The organism is Pseudomonas sivasensis (assembly GCF_052938085.1).
Window position 1 is genome coordinate 4,058,504 of record NZ_CP176442.1, and the last position, 13,526, is coordinate 4,072,029.

11 protein-coding genes are annotated in these 13,526 nt (G+C 60.3%); 8 read left to right on the top strand and 3 right to left on the bottom strand.

Going from position 1 to position 13,526, the window contains the following annotated elements; genetic code table 11:
* Positions 1-125: 125 nt before the first annotated feature.
* Together ACKZ62_RS18565 and ACKZ62_RS18570 are read left to right on the top strand one after the other, a co-directional pair.
* Entirely contained in the window at positions 126-1,622 is a 1,497-nt protein-coding gene (locus ACKZ62_RS18565) for a PAS domain S-box protein (protein ID WP_095186527.1), read from the top strand.
* A 103-nt stretch (positions 1,623-1,725) separates the two neighbouring features.
* On the top strand, positions 1,726-1,998 hold the full coding sequence (locus ACKZ62_RS18570) for a DUF1652 domain-containing protein (protein ID WP_095186519.1): 273 nt from the start codon (positions 1,726-1,728) through the stop codon (positions 1,996-1,998).
* On the opposite strand, the gene ACKZ62_RS18575 is transcribed toward ACKZ62_RS18570, so the two are convergent.
* The gene (locus ACKZ62_RS18575; protein WP_447095639.1) at positions 1,961-3,154 is read right to left on the bottom strand and encodes an MFS transporter; all 1,194 of its coding nucleotides are present in this window, start codon (positions 3,152-3,154) and stop codon (positions 1,961-1,963) included. The two genes, ACKZ62_RS18570 and ACKZ62_RS18575, sit on opposite strands and share 38 nt — an antisense overlap.
* Before the next feature lie 76 nt (positions 3,155-3,230).
* The gene (locus ACKZ62_RS18580) at positions 3,231-3,539 is read right to left on the bottom strand and encodes an RcnB family protein (RefSeq protein WP_032886633.1); all 309 of its coding nucleotides are present in this window, start codon (positions 3,537-3,539) and stop codon (positions 3,231-3,233) included.
* A gap of 166 nt (positions 3,540-3,705) precedes the next feature.
* Between ACKZ62_RS18580 and ACKZ62_RS18585 the strand changes: the two genes are divergently transcribed.
* The 3 genes from ACKZ62_RS18585 to ACKZ62_RS18595 are packed head-to-tail and all read left to right on the top strand — an operon-like array spanning position 3,706 to position 6,741.
* Positions 3,706-4,263, top strand: a complete 558-nt coding sequence (locus tag ACKZ62_RS18585; protein WP_032886635.1) for a helix-turn-helix domain-containing protein — start codon at positions 3,706-3,708, stop codon at positions 4,261-4,263.
* A gap of 11 nt (positions 4,264-4,274) precedes the next feature.
* Entirely contained in the window at positions 4,275-5,621 is a 1,347-nt protein-coding gene (locus ACKZ62_RS18590) for a glutamine synthetase family protein (RefSeq protein WP_122753696.1), read from the top strand.
* A gap of 22 nt (positions 5,622-5,643) precedes the next feature.
* Positions 5,644-6,741 carry a DNA alkylation repair protein gene (locus ACKZ62_RS18595; protein ID WP_447095640.1) on the top strand — a complete coding sequence of 366 codons (1,098 nt, stop codon included), beginning with the start codon at positions 5,644-5,646 and terminating at the stop codon, positions 6,739-6,741.
* Positions 6,742-6,877: 136 nt separating this feature from the next.
* On the opposite strand, the gene ACKZ62_RS18600 is transcribed toward ACKZ62_RS18595, so the two are convergent.
* Positions 6,878-7,771, bottom strand: coding sequence for a LysR family transcriptional regulator (locus ACKZ62_RS18600; protein WP_032886642.1), 894 nt, complete (start codon positions 7,769-7,771; stop codon positions 6,878-6,880).
* 129 nt (positions 7,772-7,900) lie between these two features.
* On the opposite strand from ACKZ62_RS18600, the gene ACKZ62_RS18605 reads away from it, so the two are divergent.
* From ACKZ62_RS18605 to ACKZ62_RS18615, 3 genes are all read left to right on the top strand, one after another.
* Positions 7,901-9,547, top strand: coding sequence for a GMC family oxidoreductase (locus tag ACKZ62_RS18605; RefSeq protein WP_447095641.1), 1,647 nt, complete (start codon positions 7,901-7,903; stop codon positions 9,545-9,547).
* A 65-nt stretch (positions 9,548-9,612) separates the two neighbouring features.
* Complete coding sequence (locus tag ACKZ62_RS18610) at positions 9,613-11,235, top strand: MFS transporter (RefSeq protein ID WP_032886646.1); 1,623 nt, start codon at positions 9,613-9,615, stop codon at positions 11,233-11,235.
* Positions 11,236-11,461: 226 nt separating this feature from the next.
* Complete coding sequence (locus ACKZ62_RS18615; RefSeq protein ID WP_447095642.1) at positions 11,462-13,411, top strand: DNA topoisomerase III; 1,950 nt, start codon at positions 11,462-11,464, stop codon at positions 13,409-13,411.
* Positions 13,412-13,526 lie beyond the last annotated feature (115 nt).

A 13,526-nucleotide genomic window follows, 5' to 3' on the forward strand; every position in this document is an offset into this window, starting at 1 on the left:
ACGTTCAGTCATGGCCCAAATGCACCAGTGCGCCTGGTGCATTCGCACTCCCCCGCACTCAGTTTCTTTGCACTATCGTGAAGGCAGGATGTCGTACGTCCATGCGCCCCTACACCGGAGAAATCATGACCCAGGATGTACTTGCCAAAGAAACCAACCGCCGCCAACTGCAGCAGATTATCTCCGGGCTCTCCGATGGGATTATCCTCGCGGAAGTCGACCAGACCATCCTGTGGGCCAATGAAGCCGCGCTGACCATGCACGGTGTGGATGACGTGGAGGCACTGGGTGCGAACGCCCAGGCCTACGCCGAGCGTTTTACCCTGCGTTATCGCAATAACCATCCCGTACAGCCGGATAGTTACCCATTGGCCCGCGCGGCGGCAGGCGATGAATTCAGCGACGTGGTGGTGGAAGTCACGCCCATCGCCGAGCCGGACAAAACCTGGGTCCACCGCCTGCGCAGCCTTGTGATCACTGACTCCCACGGCGAGCCGGAGTTACTGGTGTTGATCCTCAGCGACGCCACCGAATGGGCCAGCGCCGAGCAGCGCTTCGAAAAAACCTTCAACGCCAACCCCGCGCCCGCGGTGATTTGCCGCTTGAGCGACCTGCGCTACATCAAGGTCAACCAGGGCTTTTTGGAGATGACCGGCCACAACCGCGACCAGGTCATCGGCAAGTCCGTGTATGAACTGGATGTGCTGGAGCAGGCAGAGCGCAAAGACCTGGCCATCCAGCGCTTGGGCGAAGGCGCGACCATCCCGCAGATGCAGGCCGAACTGAAACTGCCCGAAGGCGGCAGCAAACTGGTGATCGTCGCCGGCCAGCCGCTGGACATGAACGAAGAAGACTGCATGCTGTTTTCGTTCACCGACCTTGAGCCTCGACGCAAGGCCGAAGTGGCCCTGCGCCAAAGTGAAGAACGTTTCGCCAAGTCGTTCCGCCTCACGCCGGTGCCCACGCTGGTGTGTAACGCCGCTAACCGCCAGGTGGTAGACGTCAACGAAGCCTTTATGAACATCACTGGCTATATCAGCGAAGAACTGATCGGTAAGTCCATCGAAGACATCGACTTTATCGACAGCCCCCAGGCAGGCACACAGTTGTTCACCACCCTGGAAAAAGCCGGCAACCTGGATGGCCAGGACCTCAAGGTGCGCAAAAAGGGCAACGAAGTGATCGACTGCGTGGTTTCCGCCGACACCGTGATCATCCAGGACGTGCCCTGCTACCTGCTGGTGCTGATGAACATCACCGAACGCAAGCGCTCGGAACTGGAGTTGGTGGCAGCCATCGAGGAAGTGATGCAGGACGCCTCTTGGTTCAGCCAGACCCTGATCGAAAAGCTGGCTAACGCCAAGAGCGTCAACAGCCCCAACCTGCCTAACGTCAACTTCACCGACCTCACCGCCCGCGAGCGCGATGTGCTGGGCTTGATCTGTGAAGGACTGGCCGACAAAGAGATCGCCTCACGCCTGAAACTGGCGCCCAACACCGTGCGCAACCACGTGGCCACGGTGTACTCGAAATTGGGGGTGCACAGCCGCAGCGCGGCCATCGTTTGGGCCCGCGAACGCGGGCTGTTCGCGAGTGAACTGCGTCTGAAAAACAAGCCCTGACAGTGCAAATGCACTAGTGAAGCTAGTGCGAATTCAACTTATGGCGGGGCGGCGTAAGCAATAACCTTCAAGGCGTCGAACTGGATGCCCTGAAGGAACACGCATGTTTACCCTCGCCCAACTGCGAAATTGCATCGAAGAAGGCCTGTCGCCACTGACCTGCGAGTTCACCCTGTGCCGGGATGCGTCCTTGACCCTCAAGGTCTACGACGCCGATACCGGCCGGGTTGATCTGGTGGTTACCGGGATCAGCACCAACCGGCTGCAGACCCCGATAGAAGTGGAAAAAATGGTGGAAGAACTGCGCTACGAACTGCAGAGCAACACCATGGGCAAGCTCACGCTGAATGACTTCCCTTCAACGACGAACCAATGAAATAGAACACACCGCCGGCCACGATAAACATCCCCAGCATGTAGAACATCGTGTGGGCCGGCAGGTTGGCCAGTACCAGCCCACACAACACCGGCCCCAGGGCTGCGCCGAGGTTGGACAGGTTCTGCGCGCCGTAGTACATGCCCCTCAAATGGTCCGGGGCAATCCGGTCGATAAACATGTATTCGGCCGGGAACACGATAATCTCCCCCACCGTGAACACCGCCATTGCCAGCACCCACCACAGCACGCTGGTGGACAGCGCAAAGCCGATCAGCCCCAACATGAACATGCTCAAGCCGAAGATGAGCCACTGGCTCAAATGACGGTGTGATATGCGCCGGCCGATCACATATTGCAAAGCGATCACCATCACCGCGTTGGTGGTGAGCACGGCGCTGATCACGGTGTAAGTGTGTTGCGCTGTGGTGGTGATCACCAGGTACTGCGACAGGTAGGCCGTGAACTGGCCGAACACGACTGCACTGAGCACACCGCCCATCGTGAAGCACACCAGCCGACGGTCCTGCAGCAATACACGGCCAACGGCAAGAAACGACACCGGCTTTTGCGCCACGTCCACTGTGGTTAACGTGCGATCGCCCCAGCGCCAATACAGCAGGAAAAACCCCGCCCCCAGCAGCGCCGATAACATAAACGGCAGGCTGATATCCATCTTCGCCACCATCGCACCGAAAAACGGCCCGACCGCGTAGCCAATGTTGGTAAGGGTGTACTTGATGGAAAACACTTCGCTGCGCGCGTCTTCCGGCAGCAGGCTCGCAAAGCCGGCCTTCACCGCAATATCGATGACCGCGTACGCAAGGTTGATCAGGATCAGGCAGCTATAAAACGTCCAGATGTTCTGCGCCAGCAGCGTGCCAATAAACCCCAGCACAAACAGCACGCTCATCCAGAGCAATAACCGATAGCTGTTGATGCGGTCGACCAGAAAACCGCCATACACGCTGAGCAGCGAGCCGACGATCAACGAGCTGCCGATCACCAGGCCAACTTGCGTGATGTCGAGGGTGAAATGATGGGTGAGGTAGATCACCAAGTACGGAAACGTAATCGCCTTGGCCAGCGTCAGCAGCAACGTGGCGCTCAGCAACAGGTTAACGGTGCGGGGGTAGTTTCTTATTGTGGCAAGCATCCTGCTCTCATTCTTTGAAGGTAACGCGACCATTGCGGTCGGCTACCTTAACGCAAGAACAAGGCAAAAAGGAGGGTCACTTCTTGACGGGTGTGATCTCCAGAATGGTGCCGTTGGTGGTCTTGAGCAGTACGTATTTATCGCCCACCCGCGCCCATTGGCTTTCGTCCTCGGGCTGCTTGAGACCGCGCTTTTTCCAGTCGCTCACGGCCGACTCCTTGCGCATCAGAATATCCGGCGCGCGATCGCCTTCTTTCAGGTCACGGGTGTTGATGTTGGAAGGTTGCACAGTTTCCTGAGGCGTATCACCGGCCTGTACCACAAAGCTGGCGGTGGACAGGCTGGCGGCGACCAACAGGCAGGCAGCTAGGGTTTTAGACTTCATGGGTGCTCCTTCAATTAATGACACGTACCCAGGTTCGGACCGCGAGGGTTCGCAATCATTCAGCAAAGAACGCGGCTTAAAGACATCTACCGACGACTTCACCGCCCCCATTGCCTCCATGAAATAAAACCTGTAATTTTTCATGAAATTTCTCGATATAAATTTCATGAACCAGCAAGAAGAACTCGACGCCCTGGCGATCCTGATCCACGACCTGCGCAAGCACAAGAAGCTGACCCTCGCCCAACTCGCGCAAAAGATCGAGCGCTCGGTAGGCTTTCTGTCACAGGTGGAACGCGGCCTGTCACGTCCGACCGTGGCGGACCTCACTGCCATCAGCCACGCCCTCGACGTGCCCACCACGTATTTCTACAGCCAGCCCAAACCCAAGGCCATTGACTGGATCACGCGCCCCAACGAGCGGCGCACGGTGTATTACGCCAATGGCATCACCGACATCCTGGTCTCCCCCAGCATGAACGGTGCGTTTTCGATGCTCGACAGCCTGCTTGCTCCCGGTGCCAACAGTGGTGAGCAGACCATGAGCGACCGCGCCGAGCAGGCCGGTTTTGTGCTGGAGGGTGAATTAACACTGTGGGTCGAAGGCGAGGCGGATTCGGTCACCCTCGGCCCTGGCGACAGCTTCCACCTCGCCAGCTTTGCCCATTGCCGCTACGCCAACTTGACTGACCTGCCCGCCCGCGTGTTGTGGGTTTACAACTAGGAGCTGCACCCGTGAAAAGCCATGCCGCCACGTTACTGGCCGAAGTACGGACCTTTCGCCAGAACCACCCCGACGTGCGCTACGTCGACCTGATCGCCCTGGACATCCCCGGGCATTTCTACGGCAAGCGTTATCCCATAGAAATGCTGGAAAAGGTCGCCTCCGGCAGCCCGCTGAAGTTGCCACAGAACGCGGTGCTGCTGGGCGCCCAGGGCGGGTTGTTCAAGATCGGCGATTACTGCTTCAACGACGGCGACCCAGACGCCAACCGCCGCCTGGTGCCGGGCACGCTCAAGCCGGTGAACTGGGAATCGCAGCCCTTGGGCCAGATGTTGATCACCTCGGACGGTACCGACGCGCCGATCGAGTTCGAACCTCGCGAAGTCTTGGCCAAGGTGTTGGAACGCCTGCACCACAAAGGTATTCACCCGGTGGTGGCCTTCGAGCTGGAGTTCTATCTATTCGACAAGAAACTCGACAACGGCCTGCCGCAATTTGCCCGTGACCCACTGAGCGATGACGCCGACGACCAGCCCAACCTGCATATCGAACGGCTGTCACGCTTCAACGATGTACTCGACGATATGGCCCAGACCGCCAAGGACCAGGGCATCGACATCACGGTGATCACTGCCGAACTCGGCCCCGGCCAGTTCGAGATCAACTTCGGCCACCTCGACGACGGCCTGCGCGCCGCCGACTGGGCCGCCCTGTTCTGTCGCAGCACCCGGGGCGTGGCGCTCAAACACGGCTACCGCGCCAGTTTCATGGCCAAGCCCTACCTGCAATTTCCCGGCAGCGGCATGCACGTGCATGTCAGCCTCTACGACGGCGCGGGCAACAACCTGCTGGCGGCGCATCAGCAACAACCGTTGCGCCATGCGGTGGCCGGCTGCCTGGAATTACTGCCCCACTGCATGCCGATCTTCTCGCCCAACCACAACGCTTTCCGCCGCCTGGGCGGCACGGTCAACGCTGCCACCCGCGCCTGCTGGGGGTTTGAAGACCGCGACGCGTGCGTGCGCATCCCTGAGTCTGACCCACGCAACCTGCGCATCGAACATCGCCTGGCCAGCGCCGACGCCAACCCGTATTTGGTGCTGGCGGCGATCCTCGTCGGTTTGGAACATGGCCTGGAAGCCAAACAGGAGCCCATCGCGCCACTGAACGAGGACCGCGCCAGCGGCACCGACTTCCCAGTGGAAATGCTTGATGCCGTGCGCGCCATGCAGCATCAGCCAGTATTGCGCGATAAGCTGGGCGCCGAATTTGTCGACGTGTACTGCGAGAACAAACGCCAGGATCACCTGGCCTTCCAGCAAGAGATCCACGCGCGGGAATACCGCTGGTTTCTCTGACTCAACCGCCATGGAATCACCGATGACCGACCAAAGCGCCCCGGCCCTCAAGGAAATCTTCAACGTCGAACGCCTGCAACACATCGCCACTGAAATGACGGCGGTGTATCCCGCGTTCGACGCCAAAGGTTTCCTCAAACACGCCACCGCCGGGCTGGACGAGTTGTCGGTGATGCAGCGCATGGCACGGGTCAGCGAAAGCCTGCACACGGTGATCCCCCTGGATTACCCCAAAAGTCTCAAGCTGCTTTACGCCCTGGCGCCACGCCTGAACAGTGGATTTGTCAGCCTGTTTCTACCGCACTACGTGGCAAGTTACGGCCTGGCTGACTTCGAGCGCTCCATGGCGGCGCTCAAGTACTTCACCACCTTTGGCTCGGCCGAGTTCGCGATAAGACACTTCTTGCTGCACGACTTCGAACGCTCCCTGGCAGTGATGCAGGCGTGGTCCCTGGATGACAACGACCACGTACGCCGCCTGGCCAGCGAAGGCTCGCGGCCCCGTTTGCCATGGTCGTTTCGCCTGACCGAAGTGCAGGCCAACCCAGCGTTATGCGCCTCGATCCTCGACAACCTAAAGGCCGATCCGAGCCTTTCTGTGCGCAAGTCCGTGGCCAATCACCTCAACGACATCACCAAGGACCATCCGGAATGGGTGCTCAGCCTGATCGAAGGCTGGAGCCTGGATAACCCGCACACTGCCTGGATTGCACGTCATGCGCTGCGCAGCCTGATCAAACAGGGCAACACCCGTGCGCTGACCATCATGGGCGCCGGCGCCAGGGCCGAGGTGACGCTCCATAACTTGAGCGTGACGCCGGCGGTGATCAATCTGGGCGAGCGGATTAACCTGTCGTTCAGCCTGGAGTCCACCGCGGCCACTGCGCAAAAACTGGTGGTGGATTACGCCATCGACTATGTAAAAAGCGCCGGGCATAGCGCGAGCAAGGTGTTCAAGCTCAAGGCGTTTACGCTGGGCGCGGGAGAACGACACAGCCTGCGCCGCGAGCAACATATTCGTGAACTGACTACACGCAAGCACTATCCCGGTCGGCATAGGGTGCATGTCATGGTGAATGGAGAAAGGCTCGGCAGCGCTGAATTCGAATTGCGCGATTAACCCGATGTTTAGCCAACACCGCCGATCAATGTGGGAAGGGGCTTGCCCCCGATAGCGGTGTATCAGCCAGCCCATCTGGCGACCGGCCCACCGCTACCGAGAGCAAGCCCACTCCCACAGTTTTGCTTCGGTTTCTTCAGGTCGACTCGCCGAGCAACAGTGGCTGCTCCCGCGCGCACAACTCCACCACGTAATCCCACAACACCCGCAGCCGCACCGACTTGTGCAGCTCCCTGCGCGAGCTGATCCAGTAGCTGCGCTGGATCCCCTCCCCCGGCAGCAACGCGACCAGCTCCGGATCGCCGGCAGCCATGAAGCACGGCAACACCGCAATGCCCAATCCGGAGCGCGCAGCCTGGTGTTGTGCGATCACGCTGGTGCTGTGAAACACCACTTTGGGGTTACGGCAGAAGCTGCTGAGGAATTTCAGCTCCTGGCTGAACAACAGGTCGTCGACGTAATCGATCCAGGAATGGGCAGCGAGGTCTTCGCGCTTTTCGATGGCTGGGTTGCGGTCCAGGTAAGCGCGGCTGGCGTAAAGGGCCAGGCGGTAATCGGTGAGTTTGCGGGTGACCAGTTGGTCGACGCTGGGGCGTTCGAGGTGGATGCTGATTTCCGCTTCGCGATTGAGGATGCTGACAAAGCGCGGCACCGCCACGAGTTCCACTTCCAATCCCGGATAACGTTCAAACAGCCCGCCCATGCGACTGGCGAGAAACATCACGCCCAGGCCTTCAGCCACGCCGAGGCGGATCTTGCCCAGCGGCGCGGCGGAATGCGTGAGTTCGTCTTCGGCCAGCAGCGCAACGTTTTCCATGGCTTCAGCGTGTTTGAGCAGGGCCTCGCCGGAAGGCGTCAGTTCGTAGCCCTGGGCGTGCTGCACGAACAGCGCGGTGCCGAGGCTTTTTTCGATGGCCTCGATATGCCTGGCCACGGTGGCGTGGGTGGTTTTCAGGCGCTGCGCGGCAGTAAGCAGACGACCACTGCGTTGGAGTTCAAGAAAGAACCGTAGGTCATTCCAGTCGAACATATCGCCTCCATTCAATCAGCCAGGGCAACGCTGTTTAAAAACGCACAGCAGCTGGGTAAAAACTAACATTTTTAAGACGAAAACTAACAACTAGGATGGAACCAATAAGAAAAACAAGCGAGGCCTCAGATGCCCATTGCAGCTGCACAATACGATTACGTGGTAGTAGGTGCCGGCCCCGCAGGCTGCCTGCTGGCCAATCGACTGTCCGCCAACCCTGCCCACCGCGTGCTCCTGCTCGAAGCCGGTGGCCGCGACAATTACCCCTGGATCCACATCCCCGTCGGCTACCTCTTCTGCATCGGCAACCCACGCACCGACTGGTGCTTCAAGACCGAAGCCCAGGAAGGGCTGCAAGGCCGTGCCCTGAGTTACCCGCGCGGCAAGGTGCTGGGCGGCTGCTCGTCCATCAACGGCATGATCTACATGCGCGGCCAGGCCCAGGATTACGACGGCTGGGCGGCGCAAGGTAACCCGGGCTGGGCCTGGAAAGATGTGCTGCCACTGTTCAAGCAGAGCGAAAACCACTTTGCCGGTGGCTCGGAATTCCACAGCGACGGCGGTGAATGGCGGGTCGAGCAGCAGCGCCTGTCGTGGCCGATCCTGGATGCATTTCGTGAGGCGGCGGCGCAAAGCGGCATCGCCGCTATCAATGACTTCAACCAGGGCGATAACGAGGGCTGCGGTTACTTCCAGGTCAACCAGAAAGCCGGCGTGCGCTGGAACGCGGCCAAGGCGTTTCTCAAGCCTATCCGCCAACGTCCCAACCTCACCGTGCTGACAGAAGTCGAAGTCGACCGCGTGGTCCTGGAAAACGGTCGCGCCTCAGCGGTGGTCGGGCGTCAAAACGGTCAGCAGATGAGTTGGAAGGCGTGCAAGGAGATCGTGCTGTGCGCCGGTTCCGTGGGCTCGCCAGGCATTCTGCAACGTTCAGGCATCGGCCCATCCAGCGTACTCAAGCCTCTGGGCATTGATGTGCTGCATGAACTGCCTGGCGTTGGCGGCAACTTGCAGGATCACCTGCAACTGCGGCTGATCTACAAGCTGGAAAAAGCCCGCACCCTGAACCAGATCGCCGGCACCGTGTGGGGCAAAATGGGCATGGGACTGCGCTACCTGTACGACCGCAGCGGCCCGCTGTCGATGGCGCCCAGTCAGCTCGGCGCGTTTGCCCGCTCCGGCCCGGAGCAAACCTCGGCCAACCTCGAATACCACGTGCAGCCGCTATCCCTGGAGCGCTTCGGCGAGCCGCTGCACGCATTCCCGGCATTCACCGCCTCGGTGTGTGATCTGCGCCCGCAGAGCCGTGGCCGTATTGATATCCGCTCGGCAAACCCGGCGGATGCGCCGCTGATACAACCCAACTACCTCAGCCATCCGCAAGACTTGCGCGTGGCCGCCGACGCGATTCGCCTGACCCGACGCATCGTCGCTGCCCCCGCCCTGAGCCAGTTCAAGCCGGTGGAGTATCTGCCCGGTGACTCGCTGCAAACCGAAGAGGAACTGCACGAAGCCGCCGCCCGTATCGGCACCACGATTTTCCACCCGGTGGGCACTTGCCGCATGGGCAGCGACAAAGACGCCGTGGTCGATGCGCAACTGCGGGTGCATGGCGTGCCCGGCCTGCGCATCGCCGATGCCTCGATCATGCCGAACATTACATCCGGCAATACCTGTTCACCGACGCTGATGATCGCGGAAAAGGCCGCGCAGCTGATCCTTTCGCCGAACACAAGGAGTCTCGCCCCGGAGAAAGAACTGGTTCATGCAATCTGAATAGCGGCGCCAAACCTGGCGCCGACAGTGGAACAACAATAAATAATCACTGTGAGGGCTTCCCGATGTCAGAACACGCTCAAACCCTGGGCTCGACGAGAGACGCGAGCGCCAGCAACGACTCCAAAAAGGTCATCTTCGCCTCGTCCCTTGGGACGGTGTTCGAGTGGTATGACTTTTTCCTCTACGGCGCGCTGGCGGCCGTGATCAGCAAGCAGTTCTTTGCCGGGGTCAACGACACCACGGCATTTATCTTTGCCTTGATGGCCTTTGCAGCCGGCTTTGTGGTGCGCCCGTTCGGCGCGCTGGTGTTCGGCCGTCTGGGCGATATGATCGGGCGCAAGTACACGTTCCTGGTGACTATCATCCTGATGGGTGTCGCCACCTTCTGCGTCGGTTTGCTGCCGACCTACGCCAGCATCGGCATTGCGGCGCCGATCATTCTCATCGTGCTGCGCATGCTGCAAGGCCTGGCGTTGGGCGGTGAATACGGCGGCGCGGCGACCTATGTGGCCGAGCATGCACCCGCCGGCAAACGTGGCTTCCATACCAGTTGGATTCAGTCCACCGCTACCCTCGGCCTGCTGCTGTCGCTGCTGGTGGTGCTGGCCTGCCGCTACTTCACCGGCGACCAGTTCGAAGTGTGGGGCTGGCGCATTCCGTTCCTGTTTTCCATCGTACTGCTGGGCATTTCCACATGGATCCGCATGAGCCTGCACGAGTCGCCGGCCTTCCTGAAGATGAAAGAGGAAGGCAAGGCCAGCAAGGCGCCGATCCGCGAGTCCTTCGGCAAATGGGAAAACCTCAAGGTCGTGCTGATTGCGCTGTTCAGCATTAACGGCGGGCAAGCGGTGACCTTCTACGCGGCGCAGTTTTACGTGCTGTTCTTCCTCACCCAATTCCTGAAGATGGACCCTGCATTGGCCAACATGCTGCTGATCATCAGCGTGGTGATCGGCGCGCCGTTCTTTATCTTCTTTGGCTGGCTGTCGGACAAAGTCGGGCGCAAGCCGGTGCTGATGCTCGGCCTGCTGCTGGCTACCTTGCTGTACTTCCCGATCTTCAAGAGCCTGGCGCACTACACCAACCCGGCGATGGACCAGGCCAGCACCCAGGCCCCGATCACCGTACTGGCCGACCCAGCCACCTGTACCTTCCAGTTCGACCCCGTGGGCAAGGCAAAATTTGACAGCCCGTGCGACAAGGTCAAGACCTTCCTGGTCAAGCAAGGCCTGCCCTACAGCAGCGCCGCCGCCCCCGCCGGCAGCCCGGTGCAGGTGAGCGTGGGCGACGTGCGTATCGACGGTTTTGACGAAAAAGCCCTGCGTGGCGCGGTAACCTTGGCCGGTTACCCGACTTCGGCGGATGTGGCTCAGGTCAACAAAGTCATGGTAGTGGTACTGATCGTTGCGCTGATCCTGATCGCAGCCATGTGCTACGGCCCGTTGGCGGCCCTGATGGTGGAACTGTTCCCGACGCGTATCCGCTACACCTCGATGTCACTGCCATACCACATCGGTAACGGCTGGTTTGGCGGGTTCCTGCCGACCGTGTCGTTTGCGCTGGTGGTGTACACAGGGGATATTTTCTACGGCTTGTGGTACCCGGTGGTGATTACCGGGGTGAGCCTGATTGTCGGGCTGTTCTTCCTCAAAGAAACGCGGCATGTGGATATCGATAACAACTGATCTTCAGAACGGCGACAGTCCCCTGTGGGAGGGGACTTGCTCCCGATAGCAGTGGTTCCGTCACCGTTACAGTGACTGATAGACCACAATCGGGAGCAACCCCCCTCGCATATTGGCTTCGCAGTGTTCACATAATTTGCTGTATATCCATCCAGATAAAGGTTGATCAAATCCCTTCTTTTGCCCATTCTGCTCCCCATTCATCTGTGTAACGAATGGGCTGACCATGCGGCTGTACCTCTGTGAAAAACCCTCCCAGGCCAAGGACATCGCGGCCGTGCTCGGCGCCAGTCGCCGGGGCGACGGCTGCTGGCTGGGCAATGGGGTCACCGTCACCTGGTGCATCGGCCATCTGCTGGAAACCGCTCCGCCCGATGCCTATGACGCCAAGTACAAGCGCTGGGTACTGGCCGACCTGCCAATCGTCCCGGAAAAATGGAAGATGCTGGTCAAGCCCAAGACCGCCAGCCAGTTCAAGGCGGTCAAGCGCCTGCTGGGGGAAGCGCAGGAGTTGGTGATTGCCACCGACGCCGACCGCGAGGGCGAGATGATCGCCCGGGAGCTGGTGGAACACTGTCGTTATCGCGGGCCGATCCAGCGTTTGTGGCTGTCGGCACTGGATGACGCCTCCATTCGCAAAGCCCTGGCGGCGCTCAAGCCGGGTGCAGAGACGTTCAGCCTGTATCACTCGGCCCTGGGCCGCTCCCGCGCCGACTGGCTGATCGGTATGAACATGAGTCGCCTGTTTACGCTCCTTGGGCGTCAGTCCGGTTATCAAGGTGTGCTGCCGGTGGGTCGGGTGCAAACCCCGACTTTGCGTCTGGTGGTGGACCGCGATCGCAGCATCGCCGATTTCGTCCCCGTGGCTTACTGGGCCATCGATGTGGACCTGCGCCACGAACGCATGACCTTCACCGCCCAATGGCGGGCTGCCGAAGATGCCTGCGACGACCAAGGCCGCTGCCTGAACCCGCAACTTGCCCGAGAAGCCGCCGATGCCATGACCCGCGCCTCCAGCGCACGCCTGGTAAAACTGCGAACCGAACGCATGCGCGAAGTGGCGCCCCTGCCCTTCGACCTGGGCACCTTGCAGGAGATCTGCTCCAAGAAGCTCGGCCTCGGCGCCCAGGAAACCCTGGACATCGCCCAATCCCTCTACGAAACCCACAAAGTCATCACCTACCCGCGCAGTGATTGCGGCTACCTGCCGGTGAGCCAACACAGCGACGCACCAAAGATTCTCGCCGCACTGGGCCGTGCCGATACGGCAGTCAACGAACTGATGCCCCATCTCGACCCCCAACGCCGCTCGCGGGCCTGGAACGACGCCAAAGTCAGCGCTCACCACGGCATCATCCCCACGGGCGCTGGCAAGGACGTCGGGCAACTCACCGGTAAACATCGCGCGGTGTACACGCTGATTCGTGCGCGCTACCTGGCGCAGTTCCTGCCCAACCATGAATACGATCGCACCCAGGCGGATTTCGACTGCGCAGGTTTCGCATTGCGCGCGGTCGGCAAAGTCGTGATAGAGCCAGGCTGGAAGCGCGCCCTGCCCGAAGCGTTGGCGCCGACCAGAGGCCGTGAGACACCTGCGCCACAGGCCTTACCGACGCTGACACAGGGCCAGGACTACGCAGTGGACAAGGTCAACCTCAAGGATTTGTGGACTCAGCCGCCCAAACCCTTTACCGAAGGCGACCTGATCAAGGCAATGAAAAACGTCGCCAAACTGGTGGAAGACCCGCTCCTCAAGCAAAAACTCAAGGACACCACTGGTATCGGCACTGAAGCGACCCGCGCCGGGATTATCCAGGGTTTGCTTGATCGAGGTTACCTGGTGAAGAACGGCAAGGCGCTGTCGGCTACCCCGGCGGCGTTCAGCCTGATCGACGCAGTGCCCCGCGCCATCGCCGACCCCGGCACCACCGCAATCTGGGAACAAGCGCTGGACATGGTGCAAAGCGGCGAAATGAGCCTGGAAGAGTTCGTCGCCAAGCAGGCGGCCTGGATGAGCAAACAAGTGGCGCGATGCAATGGTATGCGCATGACCATCACTGGTCCGGCAAGCCCCGCAGGTCGAGGCACAGCCCCGTGGAAAAAGAAACGCAAGAGCGCCCCCCGCAAGACCGCTACCGGACCAAAGCGCGCCAAAAAGCCGACAACTGCGGGGTAAACCGCAAAAAAATCCGGCGAATGACGTTTTTCGACGGGTTTAACGCCGCTTTGGACCTTGCTCCCGCGCAGGCCGTCTAGGATTCTTTAGGGCACCTTGACTACCTGATAACAAC